The organism is Xenophilus azovorans DSM 13620 (assembly GCF_000745855.1).
GTDB classification, from domain to species: domain Bacteria; phylum Pseudomonadota; class Gammaproteobacteria; order Burkholderiales; family Burkholderiaceae_C; genus Xenophilus; species Xenophilus azovorans.
This window is the reverse complement of record NZ_JQKD01000012.1, coordinates 54,228-70,512: the sequence shown is the minus strand read 5'-3', so window position 1 is coordinate 70,512 and position 16,285 is coordinate 54,228. Positions and strand designations below refer to the sequence as shown.

The 16,285-nt window shown below is 71.2% G+C and carries 14 protein-coding genes; 5 read left to right on the top strand and 9 right to left on the bottom strand.

Annotated features, from left to right (window positions below):
* Positions 1-4: 4 nt before the first annotated feature.
* Positions 5-1,309: an aromatic ring-hydroxylating oxygenase subunit alpha gene (locus tag Q392_RS09055; protein ID WP_038205094.1), complete on the top strand. Its 1,305-nt coding sequence runs from the start codon at positions 5-7 to the stop codon at positions 1,307-1,309.
* Positions 1,310-1,363: 54 nt separating this feature from the next.
* On the opposite strand, the gene Q392_RS09050 is transcribed toward Q392_RS09055, so the two are convergent.
* The 4 genes from Q392_RS09050 to Q392_RS09035 are packed head-to-tail and all read right to left on the bottom strand — an operon-like array spanning position 1,364 to position 5,750.
* A complete protein-coding gene (locus Q392_RS09050) occupies positions 1,364-2,374 on the bottom strand; it encodes a Bug family tripartite tricarboxylate transporter substrate binding protein (protein WP_038205091.1) in 1,011 nt (336 codons plus the stop codon).
* A gap of 42 nt (positions 2,375-2,416) precedes the next feature.
* Entirely contained in the window at positions 2,417-3,178 is a 762-nt protein-coding gene (locus tag Q392_RS09045) for an SDR family NAD(P)-dependent oxidoreductase (RefSeq protein ID WP_038205088.1), read from the bottom strand.
* A gap of 4 nt (positions 3,179-3,182) precedes the next feature.
* Entirely contained in the window at positions 3,183-4,046 is an 864-nt protein-coding gene (locus Q392_RS09040) for a TauD/TfdA dioxygenase family protein (protein WP_051953134.1), read from the bottom strand.
* A 30-nt stretch (positions 4,047-4,076) separates the two neighbouring features.
* Positions 4,077-5,750: a thiamine pyrophosphate-binding protein gene (locus Q392_RS09035; protein ID WP_084216954.1), complete on the bottom strand. Its 1,674-nt coding sequence runs from the start codon at positions 5,748-5,750 to the stop codon at positions 4,077-4,079.
* Positions 5,751-6,007: 257 nt separating this feature from the next.
* On the opposite strand from Q392_RS09035, the gene Q392_RS09030 reads away from it, so the two are divergent.
* Positions 6,008-7,066, top strand: a complete 1,059-nt coding sequence (locus Q392_RS09030; protein ID WP_051953132.1) for a tripartite tricarboxylate transporter substrate binding protein — start codon at positions 6,008-6,010, stop codon at positions 7,064-7,066.
* 15 nt (positions 7,067-7,081) lie between these two features.
* On the opposite strand, the gene Q392_RS09025 is transcribed toward Q392_RS09030, so the two are convergent.
* The 4 genes from Q392_RS09025 to Q392_RS09010 are packed head-to-tail and all read right to left on the bottom strand — an operon-like array spanning position 7,082 to position 11,788.
* Positions 7,082-8,245, bottom strand: a complete 1,164-nt coding sequence (locus tag Q392_RS09025; RefSeq protein ID WP_038205082.1) for a CaiB/BaiF CoA transferase family protein — start codon at positions 8,243-8,245, stop codon at positions 7,082-7,084.
* 34 nt (positions 8,246-8,279) lie between these two features.
* Positions 8,280-9,905, bottom strand: a complete 1,626-nt coding sequence (locus Q392_RS09020; protein ID WP_084216953.1) for an AMP-binding protein — start codon at positions 9,903-9,905, stop codon at positions 8,280-8,282.
* Between the two features lie 14 nt (positions 9,906-9,919).
* A complete protein-coding gene (locus Q392_RS09015) occupies positions 9,920-10,894 on the bottom strand; it encodes a Bug family tripartite tricarboxylate transporter substrate binding protein (RefSeq protein WP_038205080.1) in 975 nt (324 codons plus the stop codon).
* Between the two features lie 42 nt (positions 10,895-10,936).
* On the bottom strand, positions 10,937-11,788 hold the full coding sequence (locus Q392_RS09010; RefSeq protein WP_051953130.1) for an SDR family NAD(P)-dependent oxidoreductase: 852 nt from the start codon (positions 11,786-11,788) through the stop codon (positions 10,937-10,939).
* A gap of 131 nt (positions 11,789-11,919) precedes the next feature.
* On the opposite strand from Q392_RS09010, the gene Q392_RS09005 reads away from it, so the two are divergent.
* The 3 genes from Q392_RS09005 to Q392_RS08995 are packed head-to-tail and all read left to right on the top strand — an operon-like array spanning position 11,920 to position 13,723.
* On the top strand, positions 11,920-12,438 hold the full coding sequence (locus Q392_RS09005) for an FAS1-like dehydratase domain-containing protein (RefSeq protein ID WP_038205077.1): 519 nt from the start codon (positions 11,920-11,922) through the stop codon (positions 12,436-12,438).
* Positions 12,435-12,917: a hotdog family protein gene (locus tag Q392_RS09000; protein WP_038205074.1), complete on the top strand. Its 483-nt coding sequence runs from the start codon at positions 12,435-12,437 to the stop codon at positions 12,915-12,917. The genes Q392_RS09005 and Q392_RS09000 overlap by 4 nt, the downstream gene beginning before the upstream one ends.
* Positions 12,918-12,958: 41 nt before the next feature.
* Positions 12,959-13,723, top strand: a complete 765-nt coding sequence (locus tag Q392_RS08995; RefSeq protein WP_038205071.1) for a glutaredoxin domain-containing protein — start codon at positions 12,959-12,961, stop codon at positions 13,721-13,723.
* A 10-nt stretch (positions 13,724-13,733) separates the two neighbouring features.
* Here the strand turns inward: Q392_RS08995 and Q392_RS08990 are convergent, their stop codons facing one another.
* Positions 13,734-16,283, bottom strand: coding sequence for a CaiB/BaiF CoA transferase family protein (locus Q392_RS08990; RefSeq protein ID WP_038205068.1), 2,550 nt, complete (start codon positions 16,281-16,283; stop codon positions 13,734-13,736).
* Between the last annotated feature and the right edge of the window lie 2 nt (positions 16,284-16,285).

Here is a 16,285-nt window from a genome sequence, read left to right as displayed (position 1 = left end):
GAGCATGACCTCTTCGGACAGCACCACCCTCGAAGCCCCGTCCTGCGCCCAGGCCGCGCAAGCCCCCGTCTCCATGCTCGCGCTGCGGCGCTGGCCCGAGCCGGCCGGGACGCGCATCCCGGCATGGATCTATTCCGACCCCGCGATCTTCCAGCGCGAGATGCAGGTCTTCTTCGAGGGCCCGCATTGGAACTTCGTCGGCCTCGAATGCGAGATCGAGCAGCCCGGCGCCTACAAGCGCAGCTGGGTCGGCACCCGCTCGGTGGTGATGGTGCGCGGCGAGGACGGCGCGGTGAACGTGCTGGAGAACCGCTGCGCACACCGCGGCTCGCAGTTGTGCTGGGAGAGCAAGGGCACGGTGAAGGACTTCACCTGCCCCTACCACCACTGGAGCTACGACCTCGAAGGCAACCTGCTGGGCCTGCCCTTCCTGCGCGGCGCCATGGGCAAGGGCGGCATGCCGCGCGACTTCAAGAAGAGCGAGCACGGGCTGCGCCGGCTGCGCGTGGCCACCTTCAACGGCGTGGTCTGGGCCACCTTCTCGGAGGAGACGCCGCCGCTCGAGGACTACCTGGGCGAGGAGATCCTCGGCCTGGTCAACCGCGCCACGGGGGGCGGCGGGAAGAAGCTGCGCCTGCTCGGCTACAACCGGCAACTGCTGCCCAGCAACTGGAAGCTCTACCTCGAGAACAGCCGCGACCCCTACCACGCCACGCTGCTGCACAGCTTCTTCCTCACCTTCGGCCTGCTGCGCACCGACACGGCCTTCAAGGCCGTGCCCACGCTCGGCGGCCGCCACGGCATCATGGCGTCGACCTACTCGGCCAGCACCGCGGGCCAGCAGAACGAGGTCACGAAGGAGCTGGCCAACCTCAAGAGCGACTTCAGGCTGGAGGACATGGAAGTCGTCAAGCCGGTCGACGAGATGGGCGACAGCTCGATGATCAACTTCTCGGTCATGCCGTCGATCTTCTTCCAGCAGCACGGCAACTCGCTGGCGCTGCGGCACCTGATCCCGAAGTCGGCCTCGCAGTCCGAGCTGGCCTGGACGCACTACGGCTTCGAGGACGACGACGAGGCGATGACCCGCCGCCGCCTCAAGCAGGCCAACCTGATGGGGCCGGCCGGCTACGTGGCGATCGACGACAGCGAGGTGCTCGCGAAGATGCAGCCCTCAGTCGAGGGTGCGCCCGATGCGGTGCAGGTCGTGACGATGGGCGGCGTGGACCACCAGCCGATGGACACCATGATCACCGAGACGCTGATCCGCGGCTTCTACAGCTACTACCGCGAGCGCATGGGGCTCTGAGGAAGGACCCTGCCCGGAAGGCGGCGGCCCGCGGGCCGCCGCTTCCGTTTCAGGCTACTCGGCCTTGAGGTTGGCGGAACGCACCACCTTGCGCCAGCGCTGCGTCTCGCTTTCGATGAAGCCCGCGAAGTGGTCCGGCCCGAGCGGGGGCACGAAGGAGGCCATGTCGTTCTTCACGATGTGCTGGATGTCGGGCAGTTGCATCACCGCGACGAACTCCCTGGCCAGACGGTCCACAACCGGCTGGGGCGTGCCGCGCGGCACCAGGATGCCGACCCAGCCGGTGGCCTCGAAGCCCGGCACGCCCGATTCCGCGACCGTCGGCACCTCGGGCAGCAGCGGCGAGCGCTCGGCGCCCGTCACCGCCAGCCCGCGCAGCTTGCCGCCCTTGACCAGCGGCAGGCCGGAGGCGATCGGCGTGATCCCGATCGGCACCACGCCGGCCATCACGTCGGTCAGGCCAGGCGCCTCGCCGCGGTAGGCGACGTGGGTGAGCTGGATGCCGGCGCTCTGCGCGAGCAGCTGGCCCGTCAGGTGCAGCGAGGTGCCGACGCCGTTGCCGGCATAGGCGATCGGCTGCGCCCGGGCCAGCGCGAGCAGTTCCTGCATCGACTTCGGCCCCTTCTCGGGATGCGCGACGACGAGGTTGGGATAGGCCACCAGCAGCGTGATCGGCACCAGGTCCTTCTGCGGGTCGAAGGGCATGCTGGCGTAGAGGCTGACGTTGACCGCCATCGGCCCGGTGTTGCCCACCACCCAGGTGTAGCCGTCGGGCGGCGACTTGGCGACGAAGTCGGTGCCGAGGTTGCCGCCGGCGCCGGTCTTGTTCTCGACGACCACCGCCTGGCCCAGGCGCTCGCCGAGCTTCACGGCGGCCGCGCGCACGATGATGTCCGAGGTGCCGCCGGCCGCGTAGGGAATCACCCAGCGGATCGGCCGCGTCGGCCACGGCGCGTCGGCGGCAGCGGCGTGGCCGCCCGCGGCGAGCAGGCCGCCGCCGGCGGCCGCGAGCGCCAGCGAGGCGAGGGCCTCGCGGCGCGTGAGGGTGGGATCGTGGGATTGCATGCTTGTCTCCTTCTCATTCGGGGGCCGCTCGGTCCGCCGGACCTAGCCGGAGCGGCACAGCCGCCCGCCATCCACGACGAGCAGTTGCCCCGTGACGTACGAGGACATCGGCGAACACAGGTAGAGCGCGGCGCCGATCACGTCGTCCGGCGTGCCCACGCGGCCGAGCGGCAGGCCGTTGGCGGCAGCCTGCAGGCGCTCGGGCGTGTCCAGCGTGGCGCGGTTGAAGTCGGTCAGGATCGTGCCCGGGGCCAGGCCGTTGACCCGGATGCCCAGCGGCGCGAGCTCCACCGCGGCCGACACGGTGAGCTGGCGGATGCCGCCCTTGGTCACGTCGTAGGCGATCTCGGGCACGCGCGATGCCACGAAGGCGGAGGTCGACGAGAAGGTCACGATCGTGCCCTTGCGGCGCGGCGCCATGTGGCGCGCCGCTTCCTGCACGGTGAAGAAGGTGCCCTTCAGGTTCACCCGCGCCAGTGCGTCCCAGTCTTCCTCCTCGTGTTCGAGGAAGGGCTTGACCTTGAGGATGGCGGCGGCGCACACGACGATGTCGAGCGCCTCGTCCAGGCCGCGGAAGAAGGCGCGCAGGGCCGGCACGTCGGCGATGTCCAGCACCTGCGCGCGCGCGCTGCCGCCCGCGCGAACGATCGCCTCGGCCGTGTCCGCGCAGGCCTCGGGCCGGATGTCGGCCGCGATCACCCGCGCGCCGCGCGCGCCGAGCGCCAGCGCGATCTCGCGGCCCATGCCGCGGCCGGCGCCGGTGACGGCGGCCGTCATGCCGCCGAAGTCGAAATCGTGCGCCATGGCCTCAGGCCGCCAGCACCGTGGTGCGGTGCATCAGGCGGCGCTGCGGCAGCGCGTAGTCGGCGATCGCCAGATGCTGCGTGGAGGAGTTGTCCCAGATCAGCAGGTCGCCCTCGTTCCAGCGGTGGCGGTAGCTGAACTCCGGGCGGATGGTCTGCGCCACCAGCCGCTCCAGCAGCGCGTCGCTCTCGGCCGGTGCCATGCCCTGGATGTGCGTGGTGTAGCCGTCGTTCACGTACAGCGCCTTGCGCCTAGTGATCGGATGCGGCCGGGCCACCGGGTGCATCACCTTCGGCACCTCGCGCTTCTGTTCGTCGGTCAGGTCGGGCCGCTTGGAGCCCGCCGCCTGCATGCGCGCGTAGTGCTTGCCGTAGGAGTGCTCGGCCGACAGCCCGTCGATCTGCCGGCGCGTGCCTTCGTCGAGTGCGTCGTAGGCCTCGGTGAGGCTGGCGAACAGGGTGTCGCCGTAGCTGCGCTCGCCGTCGCGCGCCGGCACCTCGATCGCGTAGAGCAGCGAGCAGCGGCATGGGTCCCTCCTGTACGAGGTGTCGGAATGCCAGAACAGGCCCGCATCGCCGATGCCCATCGGCTGGCCGTCCTTGTCGAGCAGGTTGGTGATGCGCAGGATCTGCGGATAGCCGGGGATGAGATAGGGCTTGAGCACGTGGTCCTGCAGCGGGCCGAAGCGGCGGCTGACGTCGATGTGCTGCTGCTCGCTCAGCCGCTGCTTGCGAAAGAGCAGCAGCCCGCGGTCGTTGAACACCGACTCGATCTGCGCGAAGCTGTCGTCGTCCAGGTCCGTCGCCAGGTCGAAGTCCACGATCTCCGCGCCGATCGCCGGCGCCAGGGGGCGCACTTTCAATGCCATTGCTTGTCTCCTTGGGTTGCGTGCGTCCGCTCAGCCGCGCAGGGCGGCGAGCTGCGCGGTGTAGGCGTGGGGGTTGACCACGGCGTCGATGACCACCGGGCCGTCGTGCGCGAAGGCGCGCCGCATCGCGGGCGCCAGTTCCTCGGGCTTTTCCACGCGCAGGCCGAGGCAGCCGAAGCCCTCGGCCACCTTGGCGAAGTCGGCGGGCGAGAAGTCCAGCCCGCGCCGCTCGAAGCCGCGCTGGCGCTGCTTGACCTCGATCAGCGTCAGGCTCTCGTCGTTGAACACCACCACCACCAGCCTGCAGCCGTACTGCACCGCGGTGCCGAGCTCGCCCGGGCACATCATCAGGCCGCCGTCCCCGGTGAAGGCGATCACGGGGCGGTCCGGTTCGGCCAGCGCCGAGCCGATGGCCGCCGGCAGCGCGAAGGCCATGGTGGCCAGGCCGCGCGAGATCAGCGACTGGCGCGGCTCGGTCGCATGCCAGGCGTGCAGCACCGGCAGCATGTGGGCCCCGGCATCGAGCGCGATGCGCGCCTGCGGCGGCGCCGCGGCGCACACGGCATCGACCACCGCCTGCGGCGTGATCGGCCCCTCGCCCTGGTCGGCGCGGGCGCGGCGCTTGAGTTCGGCGCGCGCCGCGGCGAGCGCGTCGGCCGTCCAGGCGCTTTTCCCGACCACCGGGAGCGCGGCCTCGGCGAAGCCGGCGAGCGGGCCTGTCATGCTGACTTCGGGCTGCACGATGTTGCGCGGGAAGTCGTGCGTGGTGAACTCCACGACCGGGCCGGCGAACAGCCACTTGTGCGCCGGGAATTCGATCGCGTCCAGACCGTAGAGCACCACCAGGTCGGCCTGCGACAGCAGGACCGCGTCGGAGGCGCCGCCGGTGTAGCAGCCCACCGCCTGCGGATCGTCCGCCGACATCGTGCCCAGGGCCTTGTAGCTCTCGAGCACCGGGCAGTTCCAGCCCGCCGCCAGCTTGCGCAGCGCGGCCGAGGCCGCCGCATCGCAGGCCTGCAGCCCCGCGACGATGACCGGATGGCGGGCACCCGCGAGCAGCGCCTTGGCGCGCTCGGGCAGCGCCGCGCGCGGCGCCGGCGCGGTGGTGCCGGTGCGCGCGGCCGGGCGCCCGGGGCCGCCTTCCGCGCCGATCTCGCGCCGGATCTCCCCGCCGCGCATCTCGATGTACACCGGCCCGGGCGGATCGGCGCTCGCGAGATCGAGCAGCGCATCGATGTCGCGCCCCGGGTCGCTGCCGGCCAGGCCACAACTGCCCTTGGACAGCGGCGCGATCATCGCGTGCTGGTCGTAGCGCTGGTGCGCCACGTGGTCCATGCGGGGGCTGTCGTAGCCGTCGGCCAGCACCAGCAGCGGCGCGCGGTCGAGCGCCGCGTAGGCCACGCCATTCATGCCGTGCGCCAGACCCGGCCCGCGCGTGACCATCAGCACGCCCGGCGCACCCGTGAGCTCGCCCGTGATGCTGGCCATCATGCCCGCGGCCGATTCGGTGCGCGCGAGGATGAAGTCGATGCCGATCTTCGCACAGGCGCCGATCAGGTCCAGGCTGCAGTCGCCGCCCGGCACGCCGAAGATGCGCCTGACGCCGCGCGCGGCGAGCCGCTGCGCCAGCACGTCGACCACGAGCAGCGGCTGCTCGGCGGCGCTCGTCTTCTGGGATTCCTTGAGTTTAGTTAGCGATAACATTTATGGATGCGCGGAAGCGGACGGATTGAGAAAAACGAGGGGGGAGGCTTGGACTGTAGGCACCGCCAACAGCGCTTGTCAAACGACCGAAGGGCTTTTCCCATCCCGGTTTTCCCTTGGATCGAGGCATGCGCCGTGCCGCTGGAAAGGTCTTCCCTTCCTCTTTCTTGACAATCCCGTGGCGCTGCACCTAGACTTGAATGTTACCGCTATCAGATTCAGCGCCGCGCCAACCTCCGTGCGGTGAACGGAGACACATGAAAGACCAGAAAGAGACGACAACCCGCCAGAACACGCAGCCTGTTTCTCAGCCGCCGAGGCGCCGGGTCCTGCGCGGCCTCGCGCAGGCCGCGTCGGTCGCGCTGCTCGGCCTTTGCGCGGGCGCGGCGCCGGCAGCCGGCGATGCAGCGCCCTCCTCCTCTTTCCCCGACCGGCCCATCCGCCTGCTGATTCCCTTCCCGGCAGGCGGCAGCACCGACCCGGTCGCACGCCTGATCGCCCAGAAGCTCAACGAGGCCTGGGGCCAGCCGGTGGTCGTCGACAACCGGCCCGGGGGCAACACCGTCATCGGCACCCAGGCGCTGGCCAAGGCGCCGGCCGACGGCTACACGCTGCTGCTGACGGCCAGCACGCACGTGATCAACGCGCTGCTGATGCCGAAGCTGCCCTACGACAGCGAGAAGGACTTCGCGCCGGTCGCCACGCTGTACCGCAGCGAGTTCCTGCTCGTGACCCATCCCTCGCTGCCGGCGCGCACGCTGCAGGAGCTGATCGCGCAGGCGAAGGCGCAGCCGGGCCGGATCAACTATGCGATCTCGGGCGCCGGCAACGCCAACCAGCTCGCGGGCGAGCTGTTCAACATGGAGGCCGGCGTGAAGCTGACCGCCGTGCCCTACAAGGGCGGCGGCCCGGCCATCAACGACCTGCTGGGCGGGCAGGTGCAGGCGATGTTCTCGGTGCCCGTGTCCGTGATCGGCCACGTCAAGACCGGCAAGCTGCGCGCGCTCGCCTACACCGGCGACACCCCTCTGGCGGCGCTGCCCGAGGTGCCGACCTTCGCACAGGCGGGGCTGCCCTCGTTCGACATGAAGTCGTGGACCGGCATCCTGGCGCCGGCCGGCACGCCCGCGCCCGTGGTCGCCAAGCTGACGGCCGAGATCGGACGCATCCTCGCGATGCCCGACGTGAAGGCGCACCTGGACGCGCAGGGGCAGGTGCCCTTCTATCAGGACCCCGCGCAGTTCACGGCGCTGATGCGCAGCGACCGCGAGAAGTTCGGCCGCATCATCCGCGCCGCGAACATCACGATGGAATAGCGGCGGCGGCCGCGCTCACCCGGCGGCCGCCGCCTCGCGGCAGTCCTGGACCGCTCCCTCGCGCACGAGCCGCTCGACATCCTGCGCATCGAATCCCCAGGCGACCAGGCCCGAGACGTTGTCGGCACCGATGGCGACGGGCGGGTTGCGCACCGCGCCCGGCGTCGCCGAGAAGCGTGGCGCCGGGCCCGGCTGCACCACGCCGTCGATCTCCACGAAGGTCGACCGCGCGACGTTGTGCGGATGGCGCGGCGCCTCGGCCAGCGACAGCACCGGCGTGACGCAGCAGTCGCTGTCTTCCATGATCGCGAGCCATTCGGCCCGCGTCTTGCGGCGGATCGTCTCGGCGAAGCGCTTCTTCAGCGCCGGCCACTTCGTGCGGTCGCGCTGCGGATGGAAGTCCGGGCCGTCGAGCCCCAGCTTGCGCAGCAGGTTGGCGTAGAACTGCGGCTCGGAGGCGCCCAGCGCGATCCACTCACCGTCATGGCACTGGTAGACGTTGTAGTAGTGCGATCCGCCGTCGATCGAGTTGGCCTGGCGCCGGTCCTTCCAGTAGCCCGAGTCGAGGTAGCCGTAGATCATGCCCATCAGCGAACTCGCGCCGTCGACCATCGCGCAATCCACCACCTGCCCCTGGCCGGTCGCCCGCGCGTGGTGCAGTGCGGCCATGATGCCGAAGGCCAGGTAGAGCGAACCGCCGCCGAAATCGCCCAGCAGGTTGATCGGGATCACCGGCTCTTTCTCCGTTCCGATGGCGTGCAGGGCGCCCGACAGCGCGATGTAGTTGATGTCGTGGCCGGCCTTGTGCGCGTTGGGCCCCTGCTGTCCCCATCCGGTCATCCGGCCGTAGACCAGTGCCGGCCTGCGGGCGAGCACGACGTCGGGACCCAGGCCCAGCCGCTCCATCACGCCGGGACGGAAGCCCTCGATCAGGACATCGGCCTGGTCGATGAGGCGCAGGCAGAGGTCGGCCGCGCGGGGGTGCTTGAGGTCCACGGCCACCGACCGCCGCCCGCGCGAGGTGACGGAGGTCTTCAGGTAGGGACGCGCGCCCTTGCGGTCGATGCGGATCACGTCGGCGCCGAGATCGGACAGCAGCATGCCGCAGAACGGTGCCGGCCCGAGCCCAGCGAATTCGACGACTTTCAGGCCCTGGAGCGGACCGCTGGGAGATGGCATCGTTGTTGTCCTCGTTCGGCAGGAAGGCGGGTCGTCACAGGCGGTCGCGCTTCACGACGACGCCTGCCTTTTCCCGGTCCCAGGTGTCGGCCGTCACGCCCTCCGCGCGCAGCTGGTGCTTGACGATCTTCTGCGTCGCGGTCCGGGGGAGCGCCGGCATGACGCGGATGTACCGGGGGATCATGAAGTACGGCAGGTGGGTGCGCAGGAACTCGATCAGCGCTTCGGGCTCGACCGAGCCGCCCGCCACCGGCGACACGACGGCGAGCACCTCGTCCTCCGACAATTCGCTCTTTGCCGCGACCACGGCCACCTCGCGCACCTGCGGGTGGCGCGCGATCTCGCTCTCGACCTCGAAGGACGAGATGTTCTCGCCGCGCCGCCGGACCGCGTCCTTGAGCCGGTCGACGAAGACGAATTCGCCCTGTGCCGTCCTGCGGAAGGCGTCGCCGGTGTGGAACCAGCCGTTGCGCCAGACGTCGGCGGTGGCCTGCGGCTCCCGGAGGTAGCCGTTCATCATCGTCCACGGCTCGGCCGAGCGGATGACCAGCTCGCCGACCTGGCCGTCCTCGAGCGGAAGGTCGTTCTCGTCGACGATCCTCGCCTCGACCCCCGGGCGCGGTCTGCCGCACACGCCCCGTACCCCGGGATTCGGCTCGCCGTGGAACGGCGCGGAGATCTCCGTCATGTTGTAGACGCCGTACACGTCGACACCGAAGCGCCGGGAGAAGGCCGCGGCGCTCGCATCGACCGGCGCGATCTGGATGGTCTTCAACGGATGCGAACGATCCTGTGCGCTCTCCGGCTGTTGCAGCAGGTACGGCAGCGTGACGCCGAGCAGCGACGTCGTCGTGATGCCGAAGCGCCGCACGTCGCTCCAGAAGCGGTCGGTCTTGAACGATTCGACCAGTGCGATGGAGCCCCCGCGGGCCAGCATTCCGTAGATGTTCCCGATGCCGCCCGTGTGCGACAGCGGCGCATGGATCAGCCGGCGGTCCGCCGCGGAAATGTGCCGCGCCGAGAAGGCATGCGCATGCCGCTGCATGTAGGAGGTCAGCACGCCCTTGGAGGGCCCGGTCGTGCCCGAGGTGTAGAGGACGAACTGGGTGTCCCAGGGCCGGATCGGCCGCGTGAGCGGCGGCAGCGCGGTGGGTGCGCCGGTGTCCGGCGCGTGCTCGACGATCTCGACGCCGTCCGGTGCCGGCGCCGGATCGCCGCCCGCCCCGGCAACGACCAGCTTGCGCAGGAAGCGGGCCTGGACCTCGGCCAGCCGCCCCACCAGGCGCGCGTCGACGACCATCAGCCGGGCTTCGCTGTTGTTCAGGATGTGTTCGAGGAAGCCGCCGCGCGAGGCCAGGCCCAGCGGTGCGCAGACGGCACCGAGGTAGTTGATGGCCAGCATCATGCGCAGCGCATCGGGGCCGTTGGGCATCCATACCGCGACGATGTCGTCCTGCGCCACGCCCTGGCCGGCAAGGAAGGCGGCGGCGGCGGCCACCTGGGTCTTCAGCCCGGAAAAGGTCCAGCGCGTGCCGTCCTCGAAGAGCGCGAAGACCTGGTCGCCGCGTTCCAGGGCATGGCGGTCGATGAGGTTGCGCACGACCGTCTCCTCGGCCGTCGGCCGCTTCGGCGGGGTCGTTGTCGGGTCGGACATGTTCATGGCGGTGCGGGGCCTCAGGGCGTGAGGACGATGTGCGCCTTCTCGATCACTTCCTTGACGCGCGCGTTGTCCTGCTGCAGCCGCCGGCCCAGCTGCTGCGGTGTCAGGTAGTACGGAGACTGCAACTGGGTGTCGATGGCCTTGGTGACATCGGGCATCGCGAGCAGCTTCTGCATCGCCGCCGTGAGCTTCGCGATCACGGGCTCCGGCGTGCGCGCCGGAGCGAGCAGGACCAGGTACGGCTCGATGGACTCCAGTTCGGAGAGCCCGTACTGCGAGAAGGTGGGAACCTGCGGCCCGCCCGGGCGTGCGGTGGTGTAGGCCAGGGCGCGCAGCGCGCCGGCGTCCACGTGCGGCTGGAGCGTCGGCACGTTGGTGATCATCATCTGCACGCGGCCGGCCAGGAAGTCCTGCACCGCGGGGCCGCCGCCCTTGTACGGCACGTGCACGACCTTCGTGCCGGCGCGCAGGTTGAACAGCTCGGCCGCGAGGTGGTTCAGGTTGCCCACGCCGGAACTGGCGTAGTTCAGCTTGCCGGGATTGGCTTTCGCGTACGCGATGAACTCGGGCAGCGTGCGGGCGGGCACCGAGTTGTGCACGGCCAGGATATAGCTGGAGCGCGAGACGCCCGCCACCGGCGCGAAGTCCTTGAGGAAGTCGGAGGACTGCGGCGCCTGCAGCGGAACGATCACGTGCGTGCTGCCGGCCGTGAACAGCAGTGTGTAGCCGTCCGGTGCGGCCTTGGCGACCATGCCGGCGCCGATGGCCGAATTGGCGCCCGCGCGGTTGTCGATCACGACGGGCTGCCCCAGCAGCTCGCCCAGCCTGGGCGCGACGATGCGCATGATCGGGTCCACCGAACCGCCGGGCGGGAAGGGGACGATCACGCGGATGGGGCGCTCGGGATAGCTGCCCTGCGCGAACGCGAGCGGCGCGGCCAGGCCGGTTGCCGCGAGCATGGCCAGGGACTTGAGGAAGAGGCGCTTCATGGGGCTTCCCTGCGTGGGTTGCTGTGGGGTCACAAGGCAGGTTCAGGCCGACGGGGCGCCCGCGGGCGCCTCCCGGTCCCACGGCACCCCGCCCGCATAGGTCATGTAGCTCACGCTCCCGCTCCACCCCGCATCCACCGGCAGCAGCACGCCGGTGATGGTGCGCGCCTGCGGCGAGCAGAGGAAGGCGATCGCGTCGGCCACGTCGGCGGGCGTGGGGAGCGTATCGAGCGCATGCACCGACATGATCTTGCCGAGGTCGCGCTGGCCCGCGTCGATGCGCGCCTGCAGTTCGGGCGTCATGACGTAGGTGGGCGCCACGCTGTTCACGCGCACGCGGTGCCGGCCGAGCTCCGCCGCCAGCAGTTGCGTGAGCCGCGCGAGCGCCACCTTGCCGGGGTTGTAGGCCGGCAGCGGCAGCGGCAGCAGGCTGTTGATCGACCCCACGGTGACGATCGCACCGCCGCCCGCCGCGACCAGTTGCCGGCCGAAGCTGCGGCAGGCGTGCAGGGTGCCGTGGTAGTTGACGCGCCACATGCGGTCGTGCGCGGCGAGGTCCATCTCCATCAGCGACTCGGTGTTGGGGATCAGCGCGGCGGAGGTGACGAGCACGCCGGCGCGTCCCAGCTCGCGTTCCACCCGCAGCGCCACCGCCGCCACTGCGTCGGCATCGGCCACGTCGCAGTCGTAGAAGCGCGCCGGCGCGCCGCCCGTGCCCTCCAGGGCGGCCGCCAGCGCCTCGCCCTGCGCGCGGTTCACGTCGAGCACGGCCACGGCGCGGCCCTCGGCGGCGAAGCGGCGCGCCGCGGCCGCACCGATGCCGCGCGCACCGCCGGTCACGACGGCCGTGCCGCGGTTCGAGGAAGAGGCGGCGGGTGCGCCGGTCTGGTTCATGGGAGGGTCCTTCGCTGTGGAGCAGGCGGCGCGCATGCACGCACGCTTGCGTTTATGATAGCGCTAACTGAATCCGGGCGGACCCACCGGAACCCTGAGGCGGCGGCATGCCGCATTGGAAGGTGCTTGGGATGATCACCGACGACGTCAGAGCGTATATCGGCCCCTGGAGCGAGGTGGAGATCGCCTGCGATCCGGTCGAGCAGGGCGCGGTGCGGCGCTTCGCGCAGGCCATCATGGACGACGACCCCGACTACGGGCCGGACGCCGATGCCGGCGGCCGCTACGGCGGCCCGGTGGCGCCGCCGCTGTTTCCCAACCACATGATGCGGCGGCCCTTCGGCACGCCCGATCCGATCCAGGAGCACGCGGCGGACCCCGGCTTCGACGGCGCGGTGCCCGGCCAGGGGCTGCCCGTGATCCGGCCCCTGGCGCATCTGCCGGTGCTCAACGGCGGCTCGGAGTTCGAGTTCTTCCGGTATGCGCGCTTCGGCGAGACGGTCACGGTGCGGCAGCGCTACGCCGACATCCACGAGAAGCAGACCGGCAAGGGCACGATGATCCTGGTGGTGATCGAGACCGAGCTGCACACCGGCGCGGGCGACCTGCTGCTGCGCGCCCGCCGCACGCTGATCCGGAGGGCCCCGTGAAGGCCACCGGCACGCGCTTCTACGAGGACGTGGCGATCGGCGAGGAGCTGCCGCGGCTGCGCAAGGGGCCGCTGACCACGATGCACCTGATGCGCTGGTCGGCCGCCATGGAGAACTGGCACCGCATCCACTACGACCGCCCGTTCGCGGTGGAGCACGACAAGCTGCCCGACCTGCTGATCAACGGCTCGTTCAAGCAGCAGTTCGTGGTGCAGCTCCTCAAGGACTGGGCCGGCCGCGGCGGCTGGGTCTGGAAGGTGGGCTTCCAGTTCCGCGCGATGAACAAGGTCGGCGAGACGCTCGAGGTCTGGGCCCGGGTCGCGCACAAGCGCGAGGCGGCCTCCTTCGGCCTGGTGGCGCTGGAGCTCGGCATCGTCAACGAGCACGGCGTCGAATCGACGCCGGGCAGCGCCACGGTGGCGCTGCCGCTGCGCGGCGGACCTGCGCTGCCCTACCCCTTCGAGCCGCCCGCCGGCTGAGGCCGCAACGCCCCTCACATTTCCAACGCCAAGGATCGAACATGAACACCCCCGCCCCCGCCCGCATCAAGCTGTTCTGGAAGCCCGGCTGTTCCTCGTGTCTGCGCACCAAGGAATTCCTCACCCGGCAGGGCATCGAATTCGTCTCGGTGAACGCGGAGGACAACCCGGAGGCGCTGGCGGAGCTGAGGGCGCTGGGCGCGCGCGGCCTGCCGGTGATCTCGCTCGGCCAGCGCTTCACCCTGTGCCAGTCGTTCGGCGAGGTGCTGCGCTTCCTGGACCTGCGGATGCGGCTGGCCGACCCGCTGCCGGGGTCGCAGCTGTTCGCCAAGCTGGACACCATCCTCGCGACGGCGGCGCGCATCACGCGGCAGTTCCCGCCGGCGCAGCTCAGGCAGACCTTTCGCAACCGCAACCGCACCCAGGGCGCGCTCGCCTTCCACATCTTCCGCGTGGTGGAGATGGGCCTGGACGCCGCGGACGGCCGGGGCATGAACGTCGAGAACTTCAACGACCAGCCGCCGGCGGACTGGGGCGGCGAGGAGATCGCGCACTGGGGGCTGAAGGTGCGCGAGCGCGCGCTGGCCTGGTGGGCCGCCGATCCGCAGCGCGACCTGAAGCGCAAGGTGCCCACCTACTACGGGCACCCGGAGATGCACGACATGCTGGAGCGCACCGTGTGGCATGCCGCGCAGCACACGCGCCAGCTGGCCCTGATGCTGGAAAGCGGCGGCACCGCACCCGACCGGCCGCTCACGGCCGAGGACCTGCGCGGGTTGCCGGTGCCGGAAGAAGTCTGGGGCTGATGCCGCTTCTTCAGGGCGCGATGCCGAGCCGGCACCGGTAGTCGACATCCACCTCGTGGACGCTCTTCTGGCGCTGCAGGGCCGCCAGCCCCATCGCGTCGATCGGCTTGCTGCCGTGCGGCGTGTCGCAGACCACGCGCGCGGCGATCAGCGCCTCGGCCTCGGCGGCGTCCATGCCGAGCAGTTCGCGCAGGACCCATCGGTTGTCCTCGCCGTAGGCCGGCGCAGGCTTGCGGATGCGCAGTTCGCGCTGCGCGAGCCGCCACGGCCGGCCCATGAGGGGGCGCCACCCCATCGGCGCCGGATGGCGCACCCGCTCGTGGAAGCCGCGCGCGGCCAGGTGGGGGTCGAGCAGCAGGTCGCGGTTGTTCAGCACCGGGCCGCAGGCGATGCCCAGCGCCTGCAGCCGGCGCATGAGCGCGTGCGCGTCCTGCCCGCGCGTCCACCGCCCGACCGCCGCGTTCACCGCCTCGCGCGCGGCGCGGCGGGCCGCTGCGTCCGCCAGGCCCTCGTCCACCGGCGCGCCGTCCGCCGCCATCAGCGCCGCGAGCGCCTGCCACTGCGCATCGCTCTCCACGCTCAGGGCCACCCAGCGGTCCTCGCCGCGCGCCGGATAGACGTTGCTCGGCACGTGCTCAGGGTGCTCGTTGCCGATGCGCCCGGGCTGGCTGCCGTCGAGCTGCACCTGCAGCAGCGGCTCGGGGATCAGCGCCGCACCCACCTGGTACATGCCCAGGTCGATGTGCTGGCCCTCGCCGGTGCGGCGCACATGGTGCAGCGCGGCCAGGATCGCGCCCAGCCCCGTCCAGCAGGCCAGGAAGTCGGGGTAGGACTGGCCGGCCTTCCAGGGCTTGTCGCCGCGGTAGCCGGTGTACGCGGCGATGCCCATGGTGGCTTCGAGCGTGGTGCCCTGGCTCGGGAAGTTGCACCATGGGCCGGTGCCGCCGTAGCCGGTGTTCGACAGCATGACCAGCGACGGCCGGATGCGGCGCAGCTCGTCGTAGCCGAGCTTCCATGCCTTCATCACGCGCGGCGTGTAGTTCTCCAGCACGATGTCGCTGCAGGCCACGAGCCGGCGGAACAGGTCCTGCCCTTCGGGGCGCGACATGTCGATCACGATCGAGCGCTTGCCGCGGTTGAGCACCTGGAAGATGCCCGAGCGGTTGATGGCGCCTTCGCCGGTGTCGTCGTCGAGGTAGGTGGTGAAGACGCCCTTGCGCGTCTGGTCGAGCTTGTGCGGCGCCTCGATCCGGATGACTTCCGCGCCCAGGTCGCCGAGCAGCGCCGCCATGTAGGGCGCCGCCACCACGGTGGAGAGGTCGAGCACGCGCAGGCCTTCGAGCGGCCGCCGCGCCCGCGCGCCGGCGGGCGGCGGCTCGGGGGTCGCGGCGCCGAGCGCACCCAGGACCTCGGCCGTGTGCTCGCCCAGCAGCGGCGAGCGGTGGCGCACCGAGGTCGGCGTGGCGGACAGGCGGGCCAGCTCGGCCGGGAAGCGGAAGGCGCCGTGCGCCGCCGTCGCCGGGTGGGTCAGCTCGGCGAAGAAGCCACGCGCCGCCAACTGCTCGCAGGCCAGCAGGTCGGGCGCGGTCTGCACCATGCCCACCAGCAGCCGGCGCTTCGAGCCCTCGAGGAAGATCTCTTTCGCATCGCGCCCGCGCACCGCGCGCTCCACCGCCTGGCGCACCTCGTCCACGTGCTGGGCGCGCTGGCCGTTGCTCGCAAAGCGGGCATCGCGGAAGGCCTCGTCGCCGAGCAGGTCGGCATAGGCCTCCAGCGGCGTCGGCCCGCCCGACTGGATCGCCACGTAGCCGCGCCGCGTGGCGATCGGGCCGCCGGCGAACGGGTCCTGCACCGCCAGGCGGCGGCCCTGCACTGCGCCCATGAAGGAGTAGTAGGTCTCGCACATCACCAGCTCGGAGACCAGGCACTCGTGGACCGACAGATCCACGTGGTCGCCGATGCCGTCGCGCTGCGCCGCCAGGTGCGCGGCCAGCGCGGCATAGGCGGCATTGAGGCCGGCGCAGAAGTACGCCTGCGACAGCCCGTGCTTGAGCGGCTCGCGGTCGGCCCGGCCGCTGATCTGCATGATGCCGCTCATCGCCTGGTGGACCAGGTCGCTGCCGCGGAAGTCCGCATAGGGGCCCTGCAGGCCGAAGTCGGTGACCGAGCAGACCACCAGCCGCGGCTGCAGGCGCAGCATCTCCGCCGGCGCCAGGCCCCAGCCCGCGAGCACGCCCGGACGGAAGCTCTCGATGACGATGTCGCTGCCACGCACCAGGGCCGCGAGCTGCCGGCGCGCCGCCGCGTCGCCGAGGTCGAGCACGATGCCGCGCTTGTTCCAGTTGAGGTACTGGAACAGCAGGCTGCGCTCGCCCTCCGGCGCCCCGGGCGCCAGGGGCGGCAGCCGGCGCGCCGCGTCGCCGCCGGGCGGCTCGACCTTCGTCACCTCCGCGCCGTGGTCGCCGAGCAGGCGCGCCGCGAACGGGCCCGCGATGCCCTGACTCAGGTCGAGCACGCGCACGCCGTCGAGCGCGCGCGGCCGGTCATGGGACGGCGGCATCG

Excerpts from the sequence above, each read along its gene's own strand:
- Q392_RS09055 (WP_038205094.1), top strand. The coding sequence starts at position 5 with ATGACCTCTTCGGACAGCACCACCCTCGAAGCCCCGTCCTGCGCCCAG.
- Q392_RS09050 (WP_038205091.1), bottom strand. The coding sequence starts at position 2,374 with ATGCAATCCCACGATCCCACCCTCACGCGCCGCGAGGCCCTCGCCTCG.
- Q392_RS09045 (WP_038205088.1), bottom strand. The coding sequence starts at position 3,178 with ATGGCGCACGATTTCGACTTCGGCGGCATGACGGCCGCCGTCACCGGC.
- Q392_RS09040 (WP_051953134.1), bottom strand. The coding sequence starts at position 4,046 with ATGGCATTGAAAGTGCGCCCCCTGGCGCCGGCGATCGGCGCGGAGATC.
- Q392_RS09035 (WP_084216954.1), bottom strand. The coding sequence starts at position 5,750 with ATGTTATCGCTAACTAAACTCAAGGAATCCCAGAAGACGAGCGCCGCC.
- Q392_RS09030 (WP_051953132.1), top strand. The coding sequence starts at position 6,008 with ATGAAAGACCAGAAAGAGACGACAACCCGCCAGAACACGCAGCCTGTT.
- Q392_RS09025 (WP_038205082.1), bottom strand. The coding sequence starts at position 8,245 with ATGCCATCTCCCAGCGGTCCGCTCCAGGGCCTGAAAGTCGTCGAATTC.
- Q392_RS09020 (WP_084216953.1), bottom strand. The coding sequence starts at position 9,905 with ATGAACATGTCCGACCCGACAACGACCCCGCCGAAGCGGCCGACGGCC.
- Q392_RS09015 (WP_038205080.1), bottom strand. The coding sequence starts at position 10,894 with ATGAAGCGCCTCTTCCTCAAGTCCCTGGCCATGCTCGCGGCAACCGGC.
- Q392_RS09010 (WP_051953130.1), bottom strand. The coding sequence starts at position 11,788 with ATGAACCAGACCGGCGCACCCGCCGCCTCTTCCTCGAACCGCGGCACG.
- Q392_RS09005 (WP_038205077.1), top strand. The coding sequence starts at position 11,920 with ATGATCACCGACGACGTCAGAGCGTATATCGGCCCCTGGAGCGAGGTG.
- Q392_RS08995 (WP_038205071.1), top strand. The coding sequence starts at position 12,959 with ATGAACACCCCCGCCCCCGCCCGCATCAAGCTGTTCTGGAAGCCCGGC.
- Q392_RS08990 (WP_038205068.1), bottom strand. The coding sequence starts at position 16,283 with ATGCCGCCGTCCCATGACCGGCCGCGCGCGCTCGACGGCGTGCGCGTG.